19 protein-coding genes are annotated in these 23,020 nt (G+C 68.4%); 13 read left to right on the forward strand and 6 right to left on the reverse strand.

All coding sequences use genetic code 11. The features are described 5' to 3' along the window. The first annotated feature begins 34 nt into the window (after nt 1–34). The 9 genes from Q9R19_RS03835 (at nt 35) to Q9R19_RS03875 (ending at nt 10,201) form a co-directional block, all read left to right on the forward strand. On the forward strand, nt 35–1,180 hold the full coding sequence (locus Q9R19_RS03835) for a glycosyltransferase family 1 protein (protein WP_311255015.1): 1,146 nt from the start codon (nt 35–37) through the stop codon (nt 1,178–1,180). Next, nucleotides 1,177–2,955, forward strand: coding sequence for an ABC transporter ATP-binding protein (locus tag Q9R19_RS03840; RefSeq protein WP_311255016.1), 1,779 nt, complete (start codon nt 1,177–1,179; stop codon nt 2,953–2,955). Before Q9R19_RS03835 ends, Q9R19_RS03840 begins: the two co-directional genes overlap by 4 nt. Next, a complete protein-coding gene (locus tag Q9R19_RS03845) occupies nt 2,952–3,377 on the forward strand; it encodes a hypothetical protein (RefSeq protein WP_311255017.1) in 426 nt (141 codons plus the stop codon). Before Q9R19_RS03840 ends, Q9R19_RS03845 begins: the two co-directional genes overlap by 4 nt. Continuing rightward, the gene (locus tag Q9R19_RS03850) at nt 3,374–4,681 is read left to right on the forward strand and encodes a glycosyltransferase (RefSeq protein WP_311255018.1); all 1,308 of its coding nucleotides are present in this window, start codon (nt 3,374–3,376) and stop codon (nt 4,679–4,681) included. Before Q9R19_RS03845 ends, Q9R19_RS03850 begins: the two co-directional genes overlap by 4 nt. Then, nucleotides 4,678–5,841: a glycosyltransferase gene (locus Q9R19_RS03855; protein WP_311255019.1), complete on the forward strand. Its 1,164-nt coding sequence runs from the start codon at nt 4,678–4,680 to the stop codon at nt 5,839–5,841. The genes Q9R19_RS03850 and Q9R19_RS03855 overlap by 4 nt, the downstream gene beginning before the upstream one ends. Continuing rightward, a complete protein-coding gene (locus Q9R19_RS03860) occupies nt 5,838–7,028 on the forward strand; it encodes a hypothetical protein (RefSeq protein ID WP_311255020.1) in 1,191 nt (396 codons plus the stop codon). Before Q9R19_RS03855 ends, Q9R19_RS03860 begins: the two co-directional genes overlap by 4 nt. 22 nt (nt 7,029–7,050) lie before the next feature. Further along, complete coding sequence (gene wecB, locus Q9R19_RS03865; protein ID WP_311255021.1) at nt 7,051–8,115, forward strand: non-hydrolyzing UDP-N-acetylglucosamine 2-epimerase; 1,065 nt, start codon at nt 7,051–7,053, stop codon at nt 8,113–8,115. 197 nt (nt 8,116–8,312) lie between these two features. After that, nucleotides 8,313–8,825 carry a hypothetical protein gene (locus Q9R19_RS03870; protein WP_311255022.1) on the forward strand — a complete coding sequence of 171 codons (513 nt, stop codon included), beginning with the start codon at nt 8,313–8,315 and terminating at the stop codon, nt 8,823–8,825. Between the two features lie 80 nt (nt 8,826–8,905). After that, nucleotides 8,906–10,201 carry a nucleotide sugar dehydrogenase gene (locus Q9R19_RS03875; RefSeq protein WP_311255023.1) on the forward strand — a complete coding sequence of 432 codons (1,296 nt, stop codon included), beginning with the start codon at nt 8,906–8,908 and terminating at the stop codon, nt 10,199–10,201. A 33-nt stretch (nt 10,202–10,234) separates the two neighbouring features. On the opposite strand, the gene Q9R19_RS03880 is transcribed toward Q9R19_RS03875, so the two are convergent. Beyond that, nucleotides 10,235–12,295 carry a cell wall-binding repeat-containing protein gene (locus tag Q9R19_RS03880; RefSeq protein WP_311255024.1) on the reverse strand — a complete coding sequence of 687 codons (2,061 nt, stop codon included), beginning with the start codon at nt 12,293–12,295 and terminating at the stop codon, nt 10,235–10,237. A 99-nt stretch (nt 12,296–12,394) separates the two neighbouring features. On the opposite strand from Q9R19_RS03880, the gene Q9R19_RS03885 reads away from it, so the two are divergent. The 4 genes from Q9R19_RS03885 to Q9R19_RS03900 are packed head-to-tail and all read left to right on the forward strand — an operon-like array spanning nt 12,395 to nt 16,736. Beyond that, nucleotides 12,395–13,975, forward strand: a complete 1,581-nt coding sequence (locus Q9R19_RS03885; RefSeq protein WP_311255025.1) for a cell wall-binding repeat-containing protein — start codon at nt 12,395–12,397, stop codon at nt 13,973–13,975. Nucleotides 13,976–14,024: 49 nt separating this feature from the next. Then, on the forward strand, nt 14,025–15,173 hold the full coding sequence (glf, locus tag Q9R19_RS03890) for a UDP-galactopyranose mutase (RefSeq protein WP_311255026.1): 1,149 nt from the start codon (nt 14,025–14,027) through the stop codon (nt 15,171–15,173). A 7-nt stretch (nt 15,174–15,180) separates the two neighbouring features. Continuing rightward, nucleotides 15,181–15,999, forward strand: a complete 819-nt coding sequence (locus Q9R19_RS03895) for an ABC transporter permease (RefSeq protein WP_311255027.1) — start codon at nt 15,181–15,183, stop codon at nt 15,997–15,999. Then, a complete protein-coding gene (locus tag Q9R19_RS03900; protein WP_311255028.1) occupies nt 15,999–16,736 on the forward strand; it encodes an ABC transporter ATP-binding protein in 738 nt (245 codons plus the stop codon). The genes Q9R19_RS03895 and Q9R19_RS03900 overlap by 1 nt, the downstream gene beginning before the upstream one ends. Nucleotides 16,737–16,746: 10 nt before the next feature. Here the strand turns inward: Q9R19_RS03900 and Q9R19_RS03905 are convergent, their stop codons facing one another. Genes Q9R19_RS03905 through Q9R19_RS03925 form a run of 5 tightly spaced genes read right to left on the reverse strand, consistent with a single transcriptional unit; the run spans nt 16,747 to nt 22,999 of the window. Continuing rightward, entirely contained in the window at nt 16,747–17,364 is a 618-nt protein-coding gene (locus Q9R19_RS03905) for a hypothetical protein (protein ID WP_311255029.1), read from the reverse strand. Beyond that, nucleotides 17,364–18,320 carry a glycosyltransferase family 2 protein gene (locus Q9R19_RS03910; protein WP_311255030.1) on the reverse strand — a complete coding sequence of 319 codons (957 nt, stop codon included), beginning with the start codon at nt 18,318–18,320 and terminating at the stop codon, nt 17,364–17,366. The genes Q9R19_RS03905 and Q9R19_RS03910 overlap by 1 nt, the downstream gene beginning before the upstream one ends. Further along, complete coding sequence (locus Q9R19_RS03915; protein WP_311255031.1) at nt 18,317–20,227, reverse strand: glycosyltransferase; 1,911 nt, start codon at nt 20,225–20,227, stop codon at nt 18,317–18,319. The genes Q9R19_RS03910 and Q9R19_RS03915 overlap by 4 nt, the downstream gene beginning before the upstream one ends. A gap of 58 nt (nt 20,228–20,285) precedes the next feature. Continuing rightward, nucleotides 20,286–21,584 (reverse strand): O-antigen ligase family protein, encoded by a 1,299-nt coding sequence (locus Q9R19_RS03920; protein ID WP_311255032.1) that lies wholly within the window; start codon nt 21,582–21,584, stop codon nt 20,286–20,288. Further along, nucleotides 21,581–22,999, reverse strand: a complete 1,419-nt coding sequence (locus Q9R19_RS03925) for an O-antigen ligase family protein (protein WP_311255033.1) — start codon at nt 22,997–22,999, stop codon at nt 21,581–21,583. Before Q9R19_RS03925 ends, Q9R19_RS03920 begins: the two co-directional genes overlap by 4 nt. Between the last annotated feature and the right edge of the window lie 21 nt (nt 23,000–23,020).

A 23,020-nucleotide genomic window follows, 5' to 3' on the forward strand; every position in this document is an offset into this window, starting at 1 on the left:
GAATCGGGCCCATGCTTGTTGACGGTACCGACGCATGAGCGGCAAGCCCCGTCTTCTCATCATCTCCTTCTCCGTGATCGAACGGGATGCGCGCGTCCTCCGGCAGATCCGGCTCTTCGCCGACGACTACGAGGTCACCACGCTCGGTCACGGCGAGGCTCCCGCCGGCGTCGCGCGGCACATCCGTGTCCCGGACGGACTGCGGGCCAACGACGTCAACGGGCGTCTGATCACGCTGCGGCAGTACACGCCGGCGTACTGGCGGACCTCGGCCATCTCCTGGGCGCGGAAGAACCTCGAACCGGGGGGATGGGACATCGTGCTCGCGAACGAGGCCGACGCCGTGCCCCTCGCGCTGCGGCTGAAGCCGCGTCGAGGCGTGCACGCGGATCTGCACGAGTACCATCCGCGGGTCAAGGAGGAGCTGCCGCTGTGGAACCGGCGCATCCGCCCGTACGTCGAGCACCTCTGCCGGCGCTTCGTCTCCCGCGCCGACTCCTGGACGACGGTCGGCGAGGGCATCGCCGCCGAGTACGAGCGCATGTTCGGCTTCCGTCCCGAGGTCGTCGCGAACGCGGCGCCGTACCAGGAGCGCGAGGCCGAGCCGGCGAGCACGCCGCTGCGCCTCGTGCACTCCGGCGGCGCCGTCCGCGCCCGTCATCTGGAGCTCACCGTGCAGGCCGTCCGGGACTCCGACCTCGACGCGACCCTGGATCTCTATCTCACGCCCAACGACCCCGCGCACCTGCAGGAGCTGAAGGATCTCGCGGCGCAGTCAGCCGGCCGGGTCCGGGTGCTCGATCCGGTGCCCTACGCGCAGCTGGCGGACACGATCGCGGCCTACGACGTGGGCATCCACGTCCTCCCGCCCGTGAACTTCAACCACCTCTGGGCTCTGCCGAACAAGCTCTACGACTACGTGCAGGCGCGGCTGGCGGTCGTGATCGGCCCCTCGCCGGAGATGGCGCGGATCGTCTCCGAGCACGGGTTCGGCGTCGTGGCCGATGGCTTCGAGACGGCCGACCTCGTGCGCGTGCTCGACGCGCTCACCCCCGAGAGCGTCACCCGCATGAAGCACGCGGCGGCCGAGGCGGCGCCGGCACTGGCATCCGACGCCGAGGACGAGGGATGGCGACGCGCGATCGACGCGCTCGCGCAGAAGGGCGCGGTGACGCGATGAGACTGATCTGGCGCACCTATCGGCGCATCCTGCCCTATCTCCCCGGCGACGCCCAGCGGTACATCCGCTTCTACATGATCGCCACGAGCCTGCTCGCACTGCTCGACATCGTCGCGCTGCTGCTGCTGACGACCTCGCTGGCGTCGATCGTCGCCGGCCTCGAGGTGAACATCCCGGTCATCGGCACGATCGGGCAGGACGGCTACGTCTGGATCCTCCTCGGGGTGTCCGGGCTCATCATCCTCAAGTCGATCGCGGCGATCATCTTCCAGTGGATCGCGACGCGGCGGATGGCGACCTTCGAACTCGAGATCGGCGACCGGCTCTTCGAGAGCTACATCCACGCGCCGTGGACCGAGCGGATGCAGCGCAACCGGGCGGAGCTCGTCCGTCTGGCCGACGTCGGCATCGGCAACGTCACCGGCGGCTTCCTGCTGCCGTTCATGCAGCTGCCGACGCTCGTGGTGACCTCCGCCTCGGTGCTCCTGGTCATCATCGTCGCCCAGCCGCTGACGGCGCTTGTCACCGTGGCCTACTTCGGCATCATCTCGGCGATCCTCACGCTTCTCATCTCCAAGCGCGCGGTCCGGGCGGGGCGGGTGAATCGGGACTACTCCTTCCGCGTCGCCTCGCTGCTGACCGACATGATGGGCGCGATGAAGGAGATCACCCTGCGCGGCAAGTCCGAGGACGTCGCCCGCACGGTCCACGAGAATCGGGTGCACACGGCCCGCGCGCGCGCGCATCTGAGCTTCCTCGGCGCCGTCCCGCGGTTCGTCCTGGACGCCGCGGTGATCGGCGGCTTCGTCCTCGTCGGCGGGCTCGCCTTCCTCGTCGGCGGCTACGAGCAGGCCATCACCGCCCTCGCCCTCTTCGGCGTCGCGGGCCTGCGCCTGGTCCCCTCGCTGACGAGCTTCCAGAGCTCGATGACGGTCCTCACCTCCAACAGCCCGCACGCCGACGCCGTCATCCGGGACATCGAGGCGTCCAAGCGCTACCGGGAGAACCCTGAGACGCTCGGCCGCGAGCCGATCCATGGGGAGCCGACCATGCTCACTCTCAGTGAGATCTCCTTCACCTACCCGGGGTCGGATGCTCCGGCCGTCGACGGGCTGAGCGCCGAGATCCCGCTGGGATCCAGCGTCGGAATCGTGGGCTCCTCCGGCGCCGGGAAGTCCACGCTGGTGGACCTCCTGCTCGGTCTGGTGACCCCGACCTCCGGCCGGATCCGGCTCGGCGAGCAGCCCATCGAGGAGATCCTCGCCGCGTGGCGCCACCGCGTCGGCTACGTCCCGCAGGATGTGGCGCTCTTCGACGGTTCGGTCGCGCAGAACGTCGCACTCTCCTGGGACGACGACATCGACGAGGAGCGCGTCGAGGATGCCCTGCGCCGTGCGCAGCTGCTCGACGTGATCCGGACTCGTGCGGGGGGCATCCGTGCCACGATCGGCGATCGCGGCGTCGCGCTCTCCGGCGGCCAGCGCCAGCGTCTGGGCATCGCCCGCGCCCTCTACGCCGACCCGCTGGTCCTCGTCATGGACGAGGCCACCAGCGCCCTCGACACGAAGACGGAGTCCGAAGTCGCCCGCGCCATCTCGCAGCTGCGGGGCGAGGTGACGATCATCTCCGTCGCGCACCGTCTCTCGACGATCCGCGACCACGACCAGCTCTGGTTCATGAAGGACGGACGCCTCGCAGCGCGAGGCACGTTCGAGGAGGTCGTGCACGCGGCTCCTGAGTTCGGCGAGCAGGCGAGACTGGCGGGCCTGGCATGAACGCGGTGGTCCTGACAGTGACGGGTCTGATCTCGGGCGAGCCGCTCGCCGAGCTTCCCTCCGGCGTCCGCATCCGGCAGATCACCGCCGCCGGGGAGACGGATGATCCGGACGTCCTCGTCATCGGCCTGCCCAACGGGCCGCTCGCGCGGTGGGCGCGCCGGCTGCACGACCGCTCGCGAAGCAGCGTCGCGCTGCGGATGCTGCTGCGCATCTCTCCGCTGGACGCGGGTGCCTCATTCTGGCGCGCCGTGCGCCGCGATGCCCGCGTCCCCGGCTTCCTCGCCGGCACGGACCTGCTGATCGCGGGGGAGCGGGACGCCAACTTCACCACCTGGCAGCTGGCGCGCCGGACGGGCCTCCCGGCGGTCAGCGGCTATGCGGCCGGCCGCACCGAGCTCATCGGCACGGGGGCGTCATGACCCGCCCTCACTTGCTCTACACGGCGTGGAGCTTCCCACCCAGTCGCGCCGGCGGCGTCTACCGCGCGCTGGCGACCGTCAACGCCTTCGCCGAGAACGGCTGGGACGTCACCGTCCTCACGGTCCCTCGCGACGTCTTCGAGACGAGCACGGGCATCGACCCCTCGCTCGAGGAGAAGGTGGCGCCGGGCGTCCGGATCGAGCGCGTCGACCCGGGTGCCACGGCACACCGCAACGACTTGCGGCAGTGGAGCCGCTTCCGGGCGCGGAACATCGAGCTCTGGCGTGGAGTCGATCGTCTGCGGGATCTGCGCCGGTTCCCCGAACTGACCTACGGCCGCTGGCGCACGGAGCTCGAGCGAGCCGCCGCCGGTGTGCACGCGGTGAAGCGGGTGGACCTGGCGATCGGCACGGCCAACCCGAACGTCGACTTCGCCACCGGCTCCTTCCTGTTCCGGAGGTTCGGCGTCCCCTACGTGATGGACTATCGCGATGCGTGGGCTCTCGACGTCTTCAGCGGCGAGCGTCAGGGCAGCTGGATCCCGGGCCGCGAGCGCGTCGAGAGGCGGCTGCTGTCGCACGCTGCCGAGGTGTGGTTCGTGAACGAGCCGATCCGGGCCTGGCATGCGCGCACGTTCGGCGGAGCCGACCGGATGCACGTCGTCGCGAACGGATACGACGAGTACGAGATCCCGCTCGCCGTGCCGGTGCGACCGCAGCGCAGCGAAGGGCTGATCTTCGGCTACATCGGAACGCTTTCGGACCAGGTGCCCGTTCAACCGCTGATCCGGGCATGGCGGCTGGCGCGCGAGCGCGGCGCGATCGCGAACACCGACCAGCTGGTCATCCACGGGTACGTCGGACACTCCGGCACCGGTGCGGCGGCCGACGCGCTCGCTGAGGCCGCCGCCGACAACGTGGTGTTCCGCGGACCGGTGACCAAGTCGCGCATCGGCGAGATCTATGCCGGCTTCGATGCGCTGGTGCTCGCGCTCGGGACGGGCCTGTACGTGACCAGCGGGAAGGTCTACGAGTATGCCGCGACCGGCATCCCGATCGTCTCGGTGCACGATCCTCGCAACGCCGCGACGGAGGTCGTGAGGGAATCGCCGGGCTGGGTGGGTACGCGGTCGCTCGCCCCGGCGGACATCGCTGACGCGCTCGCGGAGGTCGCCCAGATCGCCGCGACCCAGACGGATGAGGAACGCTCTCAGGCGCAGAGATGGGGCAGCCAGTACGCGCGCCGCGCGCAGCTGCAACCGCGCATCGCGGCGCTGCGACGGCTGGTGGAGGGAGACCGGTGACACGCATCGCGCTCACGAAGGGCTCTCTGAGGATCCCGCCGACCTACTTCGCCGTCCAGCATGCGATCGAGCTGGCCGAGGAGTTCGACTTCGAGTTCTTCACGATGGCCGCGCACGTCACGGACCCCGAGATCTCCGCCGCCATCCGCATCATAGATGCCTCGGCCGGGACTCCGTTCGCAGACGGGCGCCGATCCTGGCGGCAGCGTGAGAGAGCCCTGCCGCTGCTGTTCCGGCGCATGCATCGCGACATCCGCGACTGGGATCCAGGGCTCATCCACCAGCACTTCGCCAATTGGTCGCAGCCTGCTGTCGCGGCGTCCCGCAGCACGGGAGCGCCCTTGCTGCTCACGGTGCACGGTGCGGACGTCTACGTACCGCTGACGCCGTCGTCCGAACGCAACGTCTTCGGCAAGCCCATGCTCCGCTGGCACCAGCGCACGGTGGCCAGGGCGTTCGACAGCGCCACGCGCATTCTGGCCGTCAGCGAGTACCTCGCCGGCATGGCGGTGCGTGCAGGCGCGTCGGCCGAACGGGTCGTCGTGCACTATCAGGGCGTGGACACCGACCTCTACCGGCCGCATGGCGCACGGCCGAGCGCGCCCCCGCGGGTGGTGTTCGTCGGTGCGCTGTCGCAGGCCAAAGGAGTGCGGGACCTCATCGAGGCATCCGCTGCGCTGGCTTCTCGCGTCGAGCACGAGCTTGTCATCGTCGGCGACGGACCTCTGCGCGCGGAGGTCGAGGCGCGCGGAGCCGAACACGCTCACGTCGACGTCCGAGGGCCGTTGGATCGTGCGGGCGTGCTCGAGGCGCTCTCCGGTGCGACGGTGTTCGTGCTGCCGACCCAGCGATCGGGGCGGTGGCGGGAGGCAGCCGGTCTGGTCTCGCTCGAGGCGCAGGCTTCGGGCGTCCCCGCGATCGTGTACGACTCCGGTGGCGCCGCGGAGATGCTGGAAGATGGCAGCACCGGGCGGGTCGTCACAGAGAGCGACATACCCGCACTGGCGGATGCGATCCGCTCGGTGCTGACGCTCCCGGACGCCGAATGGCAGGCGATGAGCGCGCGCGCGCGGGAGTTCGTCGTCGAGAAGCGCAGCCTGCGCGCCAGCGCCGGGCAGCTGGCCGCTCACTACCACGACCTGATCGAGGAGGGCCGATGAGTCGACCCCGGATTCTCTGCATCTCCTTCTCCGACATCCGAAGTGACGCCAGGGTCCTCCGCCAGCTCGAGGTGCTGGCGCGGTTCGGTGACGTGACCACGTTGTCCTACGGTGCCCGTCCGGATGCGGCCGCGGACCACCTCGAGCTCGACCGCGCGCTGCCGTCGCTCCCGCAGACGCCGCTCGGCGTGGCGAAGCTTGCGCTCCGGCGCTTCGCGTCCGTCGCGTTGGATGCACCGGCCATGGTCGCCGCGAGAGGGCTCCTCGCGGATCGGGAGTTCGACGTCGTCGTCGCCAACGAGGCGCGCGCGCTGCCACTGGCATTCGCGGTGGCCGGCTCACCGAAGATCTGGTGCGATCTGCACGAGTGGGCGCCCGCCGAGCGCACGCACGTGCTGTCCTGGCGGCTGCTCGTCGCTCCGTTCATGTACTGGGTGTGCGCTCGGTACCTGCCGCGGGTGGATGCCGCGACCACCATCAACACGTCCATCGCCGACATGTACGCCGAGCAGTTCGGCGTGCGTCCCGAGATCGTCCGCAACGCCCGGCCGTTCGTTCCGGAACTGTCGCCGAGCCCGGTCACGGAGGGGCTCACGAGACTCGTGCACAGCGGAGGGGCGGTGCCCGGCCGCAACATCGAGGCGATCATCGACGCCGTCGACCGGCTCGGCGAAGGCTATTCCCTGGACCTCTTCCTGATCCCCTCCCGACAGGGGGACGCGTACTGGCAGAAGCTGACCGAGCGAATCGAGCGCTCGCCGAGGACCACGCTGCATCCTGCTGTCCCCCCGGACGATCTGCCTGCCGCCCTGAATCCCTTCGACCTGGGCGTCTTCCTGCTCCCGCCGCATACGCCGAATCACCGGCTGATGCTGCCGAACAAGTTCTTCGATTTCGTGCAGGCGCGGCTGGGGATGGTCTACGGGACGTCAGTCGAGACCGACCGGCTCATCGGCGATCACGGGCTCGGCGTCGTCACGCCCGGGTACAGCGCCGAGGACCTCGTGCACGCGCTCCGCGGGATGACGGCCGCCAGGATCCGCCAGTACAAGGAGGCCGCCGACGGGGTGGCCGAGTCGATGTCCTCCGACGCCGATGTCCTGGTCGAGGAGGGCATCCTCGTACGACTGACCGATGGCGACACGACCGCGGGAACGGGGGTGGGAGAGGCGCGCGGCCCGGCCTGAGCCGCGCCATAGGATTGATCGCGTGAAGATCGTCAGTGTGGTGGGCGCTCGCCCGCAGTTCGTCAAGCTCGCTCCCATTCACAAGGCCGCGAAGGCCGCCGGGGTGGAGCACGTGATCGTGCATACCGGCCAGCACTACGATCCGATGCTCTCGGACGTCTTCTTCGAGGACCTCGGCATCGGCGCGCCTGATGTGCATCTGGGCGTCGGCAGCGGCACGCACGGTGTGCAGACCGGCGCGATGCTCGCGGCGCTGGACGCGGTCTTCGAGGAGCATCGCCCGGACTGGGTGCTGGTGTACGGCGACACGAACTCGACTGTCGCGGCAGCGCTCAGCGCCGTGAAGATGCACATCCCCGTGGCGCATCTCGAGGCCGGTCTGCGCAGCTTCAACCGCCGCATGCCCGAGGAGCACAACAGGGTCATGACCGACCACGCCGCCGACCTGCTGCTCGCCCCGACGCAGGTGGCGGTCGATCACCTCTCGCACGAAGGGCTCGCCGAGCGCACCGTGCTCGTGGGCGACGTGATGACCGATGTGCTGTTCGAGGTGCGAGATCAGGTCGGCTCAGCGCCGTCCGCCCTGCTGACGGAGCTCGACCTCGAGGCGGGCGGCTACTACCTCGCCACGATCCACCGCGCAGAGAACACGGACGACCCCGAGCGCCTCGCCGAGATCGCCGAGTCGCTCGGCGGACTGGACCGCCCCGTGGTGCTCCTCGCGCACCCGCGTGTGGTCGCCAAGGCTGCGGCGCACGGCATCGAACTCACTCACGGCACCCTCATCGTCCACCCGCCGCTGGCCTACCCTGACCTGATCGCGGCTGCACTCTCCAGCGCCGGCGTCGTGACCGACTCCGGTGGCCTGCAGAAGGAGGCCTTCCTGCTGCGCGTCCCGTGCACGACCGTGCGCACCGAGACCGAGTGGGTCGAGACCGTCGAACTCGGGTGGAACGTGCTGGCGAACACGGCCGACGAGATCGCTGCGGGAGTGATTCGTCCCCGGCCCGCGGACACGGATGCCGCTCCGTACGGCGATGGTCATGCGGCGGCACGCGTCGTTGAGGTGCTTTCAGGTGGGGCATGAGACACACTCGATACGACAGATGGGCTGGTGACGCGTCGCCTCCGACGCATGGGCTCAAGGTCAGCGAATGCCTTGACCATCGACGTGGGGCGGGCCAGACTTGCGCGACAGGTAGCGTTTCGGCGTAGCGATCGCACATATCTGTCCGAGGGGGAATCGTGAGACGGAAGCGTTGTATCGCCGTAGGTGGAGTCTCCTTGCTGCTGTTGCTGATGACTGCGGGCTGTGGGTCTGTGGACTTGGAGCCGATCGGAAGCGGACGTTCACTCACCACAGAAGCTCTTGAGCGGACTGACACGCTTGAAGTGAGTCGGATCAAGGATTATGAGGAGATCAGGCAGCTGGAGATGGATAGCGATCTTGTGATCGTTGCCGCGGTCAGCGAAGACCGACATCTCACACAACTGAACGGGACGCCAGTCACTGAACGTGTTGTGCGCGTTCTCCGCACTTTGAAGGGGGACCCGCCAGCTGAGGTGGTGATCTCCGAGTTAGGGGACGGTGCAGGTGCCCTTGCTCTGCAACCCCGAACCACGCACCTGCTCTTCCTCACCGAGTACGAGCTGCAGCGCGGCGTTCCGACCGGGCAGTTCGTCGTCACGGGCGTCTACGCCGGTGATTACGAGCAGGCCGCAGATGGCTCATTCGTTGCGGTAGACCCGGAGTCTCTGCGACTGCCTCGCACACTTGAGAAGGACTTCTCGCTGTAGTCCAGCCGCTGACGGCGCTCTGCCGCCGGCAGATGAAGCGCGCGGCCGTGTGCCCAGCCGCGCCCCCGTAAACTGGACGCATGCGCATCGCTGTCGTCGCCCTCGGAAAGATCGGGCTTCCCCTCGCCGTCCAGTTCGCCTCCTCCGGTCATGACGTGATCGGCGTCGACGTCAATCAGAAGGCGGTCGATTCGATCAACGCCGCGGTGGAGCCGTTCCCCGGCGAGGCGCAGCTGCAGGAGAGGTTGGAAGAGCTCGTTCCCGCAGGAAGGCTGCGCGCGACGACCGATTACGCCGAGGCGATCCCCGGAGCGGATGCCGTGGTGCTGGTCGCCCCGGTGTTCGTGAACGACGAGACGTGGGAGCCCGACTTCAAGTACATGGATGCGGCGACGACGTCGCTGGCCGAGCACCTCACACCGGGAACGCTGGTCTCGTACGAGACGACGCTGCCGGTCGGCACCACCCGCACGCGCTGGAAGCCGATGCTCGAGCAGGGCTCCGGTCTGGTCGAGGGCGAGGACTTCCACGTCGTGTACTCGCCGGAGCGCGTGCTCACCGGCCGGGTGTTCGCCGACCTGCGCAAGTACCCCAAGCTGATCGGCGCGCTCTCCGAGGAGGGCACCCGACGTGCACGGGAGTTCTACGAGGCGGTGCTGCAGTTCGACGAGCGGCCCGATCTGCCTCGCCCCAACGGCGTGTGGGACCTGGGCTCGACCGAGGCATCCGAGATGGCGAAGCTCGCCGAGACCACCTACCGCGATGTGAACATCGGACTCGCCAATCAGTTCGGGGTGTTCGCCGCGAACCACGGCATCGACGTGTACAAGGTGATCGAGGCCTGCAACTCGCAGCCCTACAGCCACATCCACCGCCCCGGCATCGCTGTCGGCGGACACTGCATCCCGGTGTACCCGCGGCTGTACCTGTCCACCGACCCGGATGCCGACATCGTGCGTGTCGCGCGTAACTTCAACGCCTCGATGCCCGAGCGCCTGGTCGCGCAGGCAGCCGGCATCCTCGGCGATCTGACCGGCCGCCGTGCCGTCGTGCTGGGCGCCGCGTATCGCGGCGGCGTGAAGGAGACCGCGTTCTCGGGGGTCTTCCCGACGGTCGCCGCGCTGAAGCAGCGCGGCGCGGAGGTCTTCGTGCACGACCCGCTGTACACCGACGACGAGCTGCGCGCGCTCGGGTTCGAGCCCTTCGCCATCGGCGACGAGGCGGAGCTGGCGATCCTGCAGACCGACCACGCCGGCTACCGCACGCTCGCGCCCGCGCAACTGCCCGGCATCAAACTGCTGGTCGACGGCCGCAACGTCAGCGATGCGGAACTCTGGGCGGGCACGCCGCGCATCGTCGTCGGTACCGCAGGCTGACGTCCCCGTGCAGTCAGGTCCGATCGGCTCCTGTCAGACCTTCGAGCGACGGTAGCCTGCGCTGCGAGCATCGCCCTCGCTGCGGAAGCACTCCTCGGGATCGGTCCTGTCGTAGTAGCGTCCGCCAGGCAGATGGTAGATGTACGAGTCGGCGTTGCCCTTGATGGGCGCCCAGGAGGGGCACGTGCGGTATCCGCTCGGTGCTGTGCGGCCCGGGTACGCCACCTTCTTGGTTCGAACTGAGGTCGTGACGCTGGACGTATAGCCGCTCTTGCGGCCGGTCACCGCGACCGAGATCTGTCTTCCGGCCATCGCAGCTGTGAGAGTCAGGGCCTTTCCCGACACCCCCTTGATGGCATGACCGTCAGCGAGCCAACGGTACGTGAACGCGGTGGCGGCTGTCCAGTCTCCCGGCCGCGCCGTGAGAACCGAGCCCACCCGAGCCGAGCCCGAGATGGTCGGGACTGCAGTGGTCAGACAGCCGAGGTTCGCGGCCGCGTCATCCGAGACGACTGTCGTACCGCCGAGTACGATCGTGCTCGGCGCACCGAGTGCGACGAGTCCGCGATGCGGCTCTTCCGGTACGCATGCCGCGCGTGTCACGTATACGGGCGCGCTGGATCGGCCCGCCAGTGCAGCCCCTGCCAGCGCGTCTGGGAAGTTCTGGCCTGTGGCGAGGAACGCCGTCGACGCGGCGCCGGCGGGGAAGTATGCAGTGTTGATCCTCGCAGATGTCTCGTAGCGGTCGATGCCCGCGAGCCGGTCGACGCGATAGCCCTGCGCCCTGAGCTGATGGTCGATGCCCGCAGACACTGCGCCGGTGCCTCCGACGAGCGTCACAGACCGAACATCCAACCCGCGCAGCAGCGCGAGCGTTGTGGTCGGCACCGCACGCTGCGTGCCGTCCACCAGGATGACGGGGCCGTGCACCGATCCGGCGGCACCGGTAGCCGCCAGCGCATCAGGAAATGCACGCCCTGTGGCGATGAACACGTGCTCGGCACGGTCGAACACCTCTCGGACGATCCTGTCGCCGGTGTCGTACCGAGTAGCGCCGCCCAGCCGCTGGACAGGCGCGATGTGACGCAGAGCGGACTCGACAGCACGGCTCACAGCGCCGGTAGCACCCGTGACATAGATCTTCTTCGGCTTCAGGCGCACGAGCTCTTCACGAATCGCCGCTGGTAGGGAACCTGTGCTGGTGAGAAGCAGCGGACCGCCCAGGTGCGCTGCGGCGGCCGCAGCTGACAGCGCATCGGGGAAGCTCTGTCCTGTGGCGACGAAAGCCGCGGGAACTCCGGGAGAGTATCGCTTGGACACCGCGACGGCCGTGCCATAGCGGTCTGCGCCCGACAAGCGTGTGATCCCGGCCGGCGGAGAGGTCGTCGCCGTCTGATGCGGAGGTGTATCGGTCGGCGATGACACCGGCCGCTTATCGGGGAGCGTCACGGGAGTCGTTCCGCACGCACCAGACAATTGACGCTCGAGCGCGGCATGCTCAGCAGGGTCGACTGCGAGTGACCAGCGAAACTTCACGAGCGCCCATGAGATCGCATACTCGCAACGGTATGCGGTGTTGGTCGGCATCCAGAGCGCGGGATCCTTGTCGGACTTGGACTGGTTCGCCGTATTGGAAGCCACGGTGAGGGCGTACGGCACCGTGAGATCATTCGCGAACTCACGCCGTTGGGAGTCCGTCCACGCCCATGCGCCTGATCGCCAGGCCTCCGCGAGTGCGACGACATGGTCGATCTGGATCTGCGTCGTCTCGTGCGTGTTGAAACCGTCGTATGCCGAGACCCAGGTGCCGCCTGACAGCCGACAACGGTCGTCGATCGTCACAGGTGTCGTGCTCGCGGTGATGAGCACCTCGTAGCGCGTGTTGCACCCGTCGCCATCGGCATCGATCCAGTGCTCGAAGGCGCTGCGCTCGTAGGAGTGAGTCGTGTCGGCTGCGGCGACGGAGAGCAGGGAGGTGAGGTCTGACGCTGTGGTGACAGCCGCAGAAGCAGCGGGCGCGGTCACGGACGCGGCGACGACCACAGCCGCCGAAAGCGCGCTTGCAAGGACACGATTGAGCATGACGAAGTCCACTCTCGAAGCGGGTCCAGGCGCTGCGGGTTCATCGCCTGTGTCCACACAGTAGCGCATGCCACGCGCTAAGTTGTACGGGTCGTCGATGAAATGGGGAGCATGATTTCCGCAGCACGAGGAATCCGTTTGGCCGTGGTGGGAGCCGTCCTCGCGGTGACGTCTGTGTTGGTGGTGCCCGCAGCACCAGCCGCTGAGGCTGCGGCTTCGAGCCGTGTCTCCGGCGATGACCGGTACGAGACTGCGGCGGCCATCTCGAAAGCGAGCTTCCCCGACGCCTCGAAAGTGGAACGCGTGTTCATCGTCTCGGGCAACGGCTTTGCAGACGGCCTCAGCGCCGGGCCGGCGGCTGTTGCGACGCACGGGGCGGTGCTGCTGAGTGGAGTCGGCGATCTTCCGGCCGCGACAGCGGCAGAAGTGCGCCGGCTCGCACCTGACGAGATAGTGATCGTCGGGGGCACGGGGGCCGTCTCCTCGGCGGTGCGGAAGAAACTGGAATCGCTGGCACCCCACGTGCGGCGCATCGGCGGCATCGACCGCTACGAGACTTCGCGCAACGTCGCCGAGTACGCGTTCGCAGCGGGATCGAGTCAGGTGTATCTCGCCACGGGAAGGGATTTCCCTGACGCTCTGTCCGGGGGCGCGCTCGCCGTCAAGAACGCGGCGCCCGTGCTCCTGATCGACGGCGGGCGGACCGGAATCGATGCTGCTACACGGGACACGCTGCGTCAGCTCGACGCCGAGCGCATCACGGTCTTCGGCGGTACCGGTGTGCTCTCCTCCGAACTCGTGAGCGCGGCATCTGCAATCACAGGCGCTAAGAAGAGCAGGCTGGGCGGAGCCTCGCGGTATGAGACCAGCGCGAGGATCGCGAAGGCGTTCGGCAGCAGTCGAACCGCAATCGTCGCCACCGGGCGGGACTACCCGGATGCGCTCTCGGCGATCCAGCTGTCGGCTGCTCGGGGCGCCCCCATCGTGCTCACGATTCCCCAGTGCGTCTCCGCCGAGACGAAGCAGGCGCTGTCAGGTGCGCGATCACTGATGATCGTGGGCGGTGTCGGTGCCGTGCGCGGGCTCGTGGCCTCCCGTGCTGCCTGTCAGCCGACCACTTCGGCAACCAGCCCGTGGACGATGGTCAACAAGAAGAACACGCTGCGTCCGCTCACCTACGCACCCTCGGATCTGCGTACCGTGGCCGGCACCAACCAGCTCATGCGACGCGAGGCCGCAACTGCTCTCGAGAAGATGATCGCCGCCGCGAAGAAGGAAGGCGCCGGTCGCATCAAGCCGGGCAGCGGCTACCGCTCATACAGCACGCAGAAGTACATGTTCAACAGCGCGGTCGCGTCGAAGGGCAGGGCGAAGGCCGAACTCGGCACGGCACGGCCAGGACACAGTGAGCACCAGAGCGGCTGGACCATGGACGTCGTCGCGTGCACCACGACGAACTGCAGCGGAATCGACTACTTCGGCGGATCCCCGCAGGGCCGATGGACCGTCAAGAACGCGCACAAGTACGGCTTCATCGTTCGCTATGAGCCGGGGTACACGAAGATCACGGGATACGCGAGCGAACCCTGGCATCTGCGCTACGTAGGCAAAGCGCTCGCCACGGACTACAAGAAGGGTGGCTTCCACACGTTGGAGCAGTACCTTGACTTCCCCGCGGCCCCCTCGTACTGACAACCCCGGCGCGCCCGGCCTTTCAGCATCCTGCCGATACGATTAACGCATGGATCTTCTCGTCGTCGGGTCGGGTTTCTTCGGCCTCACCATCGCCGAGCGCGCCGCGGATGCCGGTCGCAGGGTGACTGTCATCGACCGCCGCTCGCACATCGGAGGCAACGCTTACAGCGAGGCGGAGCCCGAGACCGGCATCGAGGTCCATCGCTACGGCGCGCACCTGTTCCACACCTCCAACCCGACCGTGTGGGAGTACGTCAACCGCTTCACCGCGTTCACGAACTACGTGCACCGCGTGTACACGAACCACAAGAGCGTCGTGTATCCGATGCCGGTGAACCTCGGCACGATCAACCAGTTCTTCCAGGCCGCGTACACGCCGGCCCAGGCGCGCGAGCTGATCAGGGAGCAGGCGGGGGAGTTCGACGTCAAGACCGCGCAGAACTTCGAGGAGAAGGGCATCGCCCTCGTCGGGCGTCCGCTCTTCGAAGCCTTCTTCCGCGATTACACCGCCAAGCAGTGGCAGACCGATCCGCACAAGCTCTCCGGCGACATCGTCAGCCGCCTTCCCGTGCGCTACACGTACGACAACCGCTACTTCAACGACACCTGGGAGGGACTGCCCACCGACGGCTACACCGCCTGGCTGGAGCGGATGGCCGACCACCCGAACATCGAGGTCGAGCTCGATGTGGACTACTTCGACGAGTCGCAGCCGCTGAACAAGCGGGACACGGTGGGACAGCTGCCGATCGTCTACACCGGCCCTGTCGACCGCTACTTCGACTACGCGGAGGGCGCGCTCAGCTGGCGCACGCTGGACTTCGAGCAGGAGGTGCTGAACATCTCCGACTTCCAGGGCACCAGCGTGATGAACTATCCCGACCTGGACGTGCCGTTCACCCGCATCCACGAGTTCAAGCACTTCCACCCGGAGCGCAAGGACGTCTTCAACTCCGACAAGACCGTCATCATGCGGGAGTTCTCCCGCTTCGCCAAGCGCGAGGACGAGCCGTACTACCCGGTGAACACGCCGGCCGATCGCGACGGCCTGCTCGCCTACCGCGAGCTCGCCAAGGGCGAGCAGGATGTGCACTTCGGCGGACGCCTGGGCACCTACCAGTACCTCGACATGCACATGGCGATCGGATCGGCGCTGTCGATGTGGCGCAACGAGCTCGCCGGCGCGGAGAACTGACCCGCCGATGAGCAGGATCACGGTGGCGGCGCCAGGGACGACGCAGCGCTATCTGCACTCGCTGTGGCTGCTCTCCGCGCGCGATCTCAAGGTGCGCTACGCCACCAGCGCCCTCGGCTACGTGTGGTCGGTGCTCGACCCGCTGGTGATGAGCGCGATCTACTGGTTCGTCTTCACGCAGATCTTCCACCGCGACGTCGGCGAGGATCCGTACATCATCTTCCTGATCAGCGGACTGCTGCCCTGGGTGTGGTTCAACTCCTCGGTGTCCGATCTGACCAAGGCGTTCAAGCGCGACTCCCGTCTGGTGCGCTCCACGGCTATTCCGCGCACGATCTGGGTGAATCGCATCGTGCTGACGAACGGACTCGAGTTCCTGTTCTCGCTGCCCGTGCTCGCCCTGTTCGTCCTCGCGAACGTGCTGTTCGAGTCGCAGCCCGATCAGCTGGCGCACCTCGGCTGGGGCGTGCTGTGGGTGCCGGTCGCCATGCTGCTGCAGGCGGTGCTGCTGGTGGGGATCGGGCTCATCGTGGCGCCGCTGTGCGCGCTGTACTCCGACCTGCAGCGCACCACAGGGCTCATCCTGCGCGCGCTGTTCTACGCGACGCCGATCATCTACAACGTGTCGAACCTGCCCGAGGCCGTGCAGACGCTCGGATCGTTCAACCCGCTGGCGGGCATCTTCACGCTGTACCGGATGGCGTTCTTCCCCGACCAGTGGCACACGACGACGGTCATGATCAGCGTCGTGATGAGCCTGCTGATTCTCGCGCTGGGTGTGTGGGTGTTCCGCCGGCTCGAGCGCACCGTGCTGAAGGAGCTGTGATGACCGCGGCCATCGAGGTGAAGGGCCTGGGCGTGCAGTTCCGCCGCAACAGGCGCGGACGGCGCAGCTTCATGGACCTGTTCGGCGGGGCCTCCCGGCGCTCGCGCCCGGGGGAGTTCTGGGCGCTGCGCGATGTGAGCTTCACAGTGCAGGCGGGGGAGTCGATCGGGGTCGTGGGGCGCAACGGTCAGGGCAAGTCCACGCTGCTGCGGCTGGTCGCCGGCGTGCTGCTGCCCGACGAGGGCACCGTCGACGTGCACGGCGGCGTGGCGCCGCTGATCGAGCTGACCGGCGGCTTCGTCGGAGATCTGACCGTGCGCGAGAACGTGAGGATGACCGCAGGGCTGCACGGCATGTCCCGCGCGCAGATCGCCGGGCGCTACGACGACATCATCTCCTTCGCCGAGCTGGCAGGCTTCGAGGACACCCCCTACAAGCACCTCTCCAATGGCATGAAGGTGCGCCTGGCGTTCTCGGTCGTCTCGCAGCTGGATGAGCCGATCCTGCTGGTCGACGAGGTGCTCGCGGTGGGCGACAAGGCGTTCCGCGACAAGTGCTATTCGCGCATCGATGAGCTGCTCGCCGACGGTCGCACGCTGTTCTTCGTCAGTCACAACGAGCGCGACCTGCGCCGCTTCTGCACGCGCGGGCTCTACCTCGACAAGGGCGCCCTGGTGCTGGATTCCTCGATCGACGCCGTGCTCGACCGCTACGACGCCGACTACAGCACGCGCTGACCGGCGGGCCTCAGCGGCCCACCAGGCCGTTCAGCGTGCCGAGCGCGCTCGTCGCGGCCGCCGACTCGCTCTGCGCGGCGCCGCCCTGCTCGTAGGCCGCGCGAAGGCTCGCCAGCGCGTCCGCGTAGTCGTGCACGGCCGTGTTCCAGTTCGAGGCGATCGAGCTCGGCGCCACGAGATCCGCCAGACGGCCCGCGTCGTCCTGCAGCAGCCCCACATCCTGCGCCGCCTGCTGCGGATCCTCATCGGCGGCGTACTGCAGGCCCTGGCGAGCGGCGTCCAGCACCGGGGAGACCTTCTCGCGGAACGCGTCCACGTCCGGGTCCTTCGGCTCCGGCGGCGTCGTCTGCGTCGGCAGCGGCGTCGGAGCCGATGTGGGCGTCGGCGTCGATGTCGGTGTCGGCGTCGGGGTGGGCGTGGGGGACGCCGAGGGCGAGTCGGATGCCGTGGGCGTCGGCGTGCCGGAGCTCACCGGCGACGGCGCCCCACCGCGGGTGAACAGGAACAGCAGCACCGCCCCGACGATCAGCAGCGCGACGATCGACAGCGCGACGATGAGCCAGACGCGTCCGCGCCGCGGCCGGTCGGGAGTGGGAGCCCACAGGTACTCCTGCTGCGGTTCGGTCATCATGCCTCCAATGCCGGCATCGGCTGCCAGGATCTGTCCCGTCCGATTCTTCCGCCATCGCGGAGTCCCCGGACCAGGTTGCTCGTGCCGCGCACCGTCCGCTCCACGAAGAGCAGGCGGATGATCTCCTTGACGAAGGTGGCGGTGGTGCCCAGGCCGAACAGCACGGGGCTGTACACGCCGTTGAGCCGGTAGTAGTGCTTGATGTACGCGCGGTTGCGCATGATGTAGTAGCGGTACGCGTTGCTGGACGCGTTCATGTGGCGGATGCCCATGTCCCACTGCTTGATCTCGCGCGTGCGCCGCAGCACGAACTCGTTCACGATCACCGCGGTCGTCAGCCGCGACGCCAGCCAGCCGTACAGCTGGTCGTCCCAGTAGATGAAGAAGCGCGGGTCGGGCAGGCCGATCTGCGCCACGATCGAGCGGTGGATGAACATCCCCTCGAAGCAGCCGCTGTTCATCTCCTTGAACCCGGATTCGTCGAAGCCCGACGGCGCGAACGGGATCGGGATGCCCATCCGGTCGGCGATGCGGTACTGCCAGTAGAACTCGCTGCCGTCGTAGTCGTAGCGGCGGCCCTGGATGCTCTTGAACCGGCGGGACCAGTGCCCCATGCGCGCGAGGCCGTCGGGAAGCACCTCGACGTCGTCGTCCATCATCCAGATCCACTCGGCGCCGAGCTCGTAGGCGGTGCGCATCCCCTCGCTGAATCCGCCGGAGCCGCCCGTGTTCGTCTCCAGGCGGCGGTAGACGATCTCCGCGCCGAGGTCGGCGCGGAAGGAATCGACCACGGCAGGGGTGTCGTCGGAGGAGGCGTTGTCGATGATGACGACGCGGCCGGGCTTCGGGTCCATCGTGCGGATGCTGGTGAGCAGGCCGCGCAGCAGCTGCGAGCGGTTGAAGGTGACGATCACGATCGCCGCGGACGCGGGATCGAACTCGGCGACGGTCATGCCTGCTCCTCGAAGATCCGCTGCCAGGACGAGTCCGAGACCAGGTCGGGGAGCGCGCTGCGGTACTGCTGCTGCAGCCTGCCCCAGTTCCGGCGCAGCCTCCGGTGCAGCACCCAGCTCTCCCGCAGCATCCGGCGGTACCGGGCGCGATCACGGGTGTAGACGTTCTTCCCCGACCCGTCGGCAGAGCTGACGAGCGCGCTGTCGAAGTACGGCACGCGCCACCACATCGCGTCGTTCTTCCCGAACTCGACCTCCGGCTGGGCGAGGTTCGCCGGGTTCGGCGTGCGCAGCCAGTGGGTCACGAGGGTCCGCAGGGTGAACCAGCGCAGCCGCAGTCCGGTCGGGCTGTCGAACTCGTGCAGCTTGGACTGCTTGTACACCTGACGCCCGTGCCGGGAGTGCAGCACGCGCGTCGGGTCGCGGTGCACCACCGTCTCGGGGAAGTCGCCCGCGAGCCTGCGCGCGTCGGGCATGGCCGTCGCGAGGTTCCTGCGCATGTGGTCCGGGCCGGAGAGCACGTCGCGCAGCGCCTTCGTCCGCAGCGCCACGGGGTAGTACTGCATCATCATCAGGTGCTTCAGATCGACGCGCAGGCTGTGCTTGAGCAGGCGGCCGCCGTGCGGAGCACCGGAGTGCAGCAGCCCCGCGACGATCCGGTTGCGGGCGTGGAAGTACGCCTGCCAGTCGATGGTGTCGTCTTTGTTGACCCAGGAGACGTGCCACAGGGCGACACCGGGCAGGGACACCGTCGAATAGCCGGCCTCGCCCGCGCGCAGGCAGAACTCCGCATCGTCCCACTTGATGAAGGCGGGAAGCGACAGCCCCACCTGGCGGATCGCCTCCAGCGGGATCAGGCACATCCACCAGCCGTTGTAATCGGCATCCATCCGCATGTGCAGCAGTGGCGACTGCCGCAGATTGGCCACGCCGAAGTCGTGCGGCATCCGCTCCTGATAGAGGTTGCGCCACATGAAAGGCGCCTCGTCGACGACCTCCGCCCAGCCGTGCAGCTTGGGACGGTCGAGCAGGTCGAACATGTGCCCGCCGACGAGCACAGGTGCGGTGGCGAAGCGCGCGAACACGATCGAGCGGCGCAGCGACTCGGGCTCCAGGCGCACATCGTCGTCCAGCAGCTGCACGAAGTCGCTCTCGGGGCGCTTCAGCGTCTCGTGCATGGAGCGGGCGAATCCGCCGGAACCGCCGAGGTTGGGCTGCCGGATCACCTGCAGCGTCTCACCGAGCTGCTCGGCGACCTCGGCGAATCCGTCCTCGTCGGCCACCAGCTGCGTGCCCTGATCGATCAGGAAGACGCGGTCGACGAACTCCAGCGCGTCCGGAGACGCGGCCAGCGCGCGCAGCGTCTCGACGCAGTAGTCCGGCTTGTTGTAGGTCGTGATGCCCAGGGACGCCTTGCCGCGGCGCGCCGGCTCCTGCTCGGTGGTCCACTCCGCGCCCTCGAGCACGGCGTTCTTCTCGTCGGCCACGACGTCGAACCAGATCCACCCGCCGTCGCTGTACTCGGTCAGCGCGAGGTCGAACGAGGTGACTGCGTCGCCGGTCACCTCACGGGTATCGATCCGCTGGCGGATGCCGCTGCCGTTGGAGCGGTACACCAGGATCGTGGCGGGTCCGCTGGTGCGCACGGTGAGGCGCACCTGCCGGACGCTGGTCCAGTGCTGCCAGTACGACGCGGGGAAGGCGTTGAAGTACGTGCCGAGCGAGACGCGGCGGCCGGAGAGGATGCGCGCGCGGTGCCGGCCGAGGATGTTCCCCAGGTGCGCGCGATTGGAGACCCGCACGGGTTCCTCGTCGATGACGGACCACGTCTCCGGATCGGCGTAGAGCGGAAGAAGATCGGGATCCCTGTCGAGCGGGAAGACGACGTTCTGCAGCACATGGGTCACGAGGTGACAGCCTACCCGTGCTGGCCCTGGGAACCCCGAAGACGCTCGGTGGTCCCGGCTACCTCTCGGCGCCCAGCGTCGGCACGGCGCCGGTCTGCGCGTCGTCGATGTTCTGCCGCCAGGACCTGGTCTGTCCCGCACGCAGCGCGCACAGCACCAGCAGCAGCCAGCCGGCCCCGCTGAGCGTGAAGCTCTCGAACATCGACTCGACCGCCAGCGTGACCAGCAGCAACGGCGTCCAGGCATACACCACCGAGCGGCGCACGCTGGCCACCAGCCAGGACCGCACCGTGGCCACGCCGCCCAGCACGAGGAAGAGGGCGAGTCCCAGCACGCCCAGCTGCAGCAGCACGTCGAAGTACGCGTTCAGCGCCGACTGGTGGTGGTCGGAGAGCTGGAAGTTGATGTACTGGAACGGATACTCCCCGCCGGTCCACGATCCGAACCACCCGTAGCCGGTGACCGGCTTGCCGGCCACCCAGTCCAGGATCGCGTTCCACAGGTCGGCGCGCGTGGAGAAGTCCGAACCGGCATCCAGCAGCCGGATGATCCGGTGCCGCTGCGCGAACGCGAACGCGAGCGCGGCGGCCACCAGGGCGCCCAGCACCCACTGCACCGTCGCACGCCGGGCGGGCGGGGTGTGCCGCACGATCGTCAACGCCACGGTCGTGACTCCCACCGCGGCGGCGAGCACCACCACGGTGGGCGATGCCGACAGCAGGGCGAGAAAGCCCCCGAGCGCCACCGAGAGAACGCCCACCCCGCGTCCCACGGACTGCGTGCGCCACTCGATCACGAAGGTGATCAGCGCCACCACGCACACGAAGCCGAGCATGTTGCGGGTGCCGAAGATGCCCTGGATGGGCCCGCCGAGGGCCAGGTTGCCGTCGATCCCGAAAGCGGCGAAGGGGATGTCCAGCAGGATGCCGGAGAGCACCTCCAGCGCCAGGGAGAGACCGAGCAGCCACCGCAGGACGTCGCCGATCGCGCGCACGGTCTGCAGCGTGTCGCGCACATGCCCGATCGTGATCGCGACGATCGCGACCCCCAGCAGCGACAGCCAGTCGAGCACGGTGTGCGAGCGGTGAGACGACCACAGCACGCTGATGATCGCCAGGGCGAGGAAGCCGATCAGCGATGTCGGCGCGAACCGCAGCAGCGAGAGCTCCTCGCGTCGCGCCATCAGCACGGCGGCGCCGATCACCGCCAGCAGTCCGAGGATCGTGACGAGCGTCGGCGTCGAGGTGAGCCGCTCGATCAGGAACGAGGCGAAGACGGCGGCGAGGGCCGTGAGCGTGTACGCGCGAGCGAACTCCGCCGAGGCGAGCAGCGAGACGACCAGCCGCCGCGGCGTCATGGCACCTGCCGTGCACGCGGTCCGTGCGAGATCACCGGCGTGCGCTCGCCGACGCCGACGCCGATCAGCGGCACGGACTTCATCTTGAAGGACAGCAGGATCAGCAGCATCCATCCCCAGAGCATGATCGGAGCGGATTCGGCGAGCCCTTCGAACAGCAGGGCCGCCGTCAGCAGCAGCGGCATCAGCGCCAGCGCCGAATAGGGACGATCGGCATCGAGATCCCACCGCGGCCGGTCCACGGCGAAGAACCACGCCCGCCACGCCAGCGCCAGCCAGGCGACGGCCATCAGCGCGACTCCGACGGCGCCGAGCTGCAGGAACACGTCCAGCCACATGTCGTGCGCGTGGAACACCGTGATGCCGTGGTTGAGGATCCAGCCGTCGAAGGCCGGGTCCCACGGCACCCACGGCGACGAGAAGCCGTTTCCGAGCACCGGGCGGGTGATCGCGCGCTCCCACACCGCCCGCCAGATCTCCACCCGTCCGGTCAGGTCGGAGTTCTTGCCGAACAGGCCGAGCACCTGATCGCGCAGCAGCACGGCGGTCTTGATGCCGGCCGCGAACACCGCCGCGGCCACGAGATACACGGCACGGCGGGCCGCGGGGGTGCGCGCGGCCCGGGCGACCAGCGCCGCGGCGGCCACGGCCAGCAGCACGACCACGCTCAGGTAGACGGTGGCGGAGGCCGCCTTGACCAGCAGCAGCACCGCGAGTGCGCCCCACGCGATCAGCATCCCTCGCCGCCTGACGCGCGCGGCGTACAGCACGGCGAACACGATCAGCGCGAACAGGCACATCATCGCCAGCGCATGCGCATTGCCCACCACGCCCTGGATGCGCCCTCCGTTGAACAGGTTGCCCCGCACCCAGTAGCTCACCGGGTCGATCGGGCCCGGCGGCGGCTCGGCGAAGTTCGGCAGGATCGGATGCCGCAGCACGAGCGCCACCCACAGCTCGATCAGCAGCGAGAGCCCGAGGATCGCCTTCAGCGCGGTGGACAGCGCGCGGACGATCTCCTGCCAGGTCAGGATCGTCGCCACCATCAGCGCGGTCACCGTGACCGCCGCCATCAGCGCCCAGGTCAGCAGCGTGGCGCCGGGCCAGCGCGACCACAGCACCGAGACGAGCGCGAGCGCGCCGTAGCCCAGGGCGGTCCACGGCAGCCGTCGCCACGGGAAGCGTGTGGGACGGCTCGTCACGATGGCGGGTATCCAGACCGCCAGCGCGCCGAGCGTGAGCACGGCCAGGACGATCGCGGCACCCACCGGGCCGAGCAGGTCGTAGACGGCGGTGTGCGCGAGCACGCAGAACAGGCAGAGCACGCTGTAGGCGCGCACCAGCAGGTGCCCGGTCGTCTCGCGCGCGGGTGCGGCGAGCGGCGCAGCCACGGGGTGCTTGGTGTACACGGCCATCGCGTTCAGGCTACCTCGCGA

It is taken from the genome of Microbacterium sp. ARD32, assembly GCF_031844385.1.
Lineage (GTDB): Bacteria > Actinomycetota > Actinomycetes > Actinomycetales > Microbacteriaceae > Microbacterium.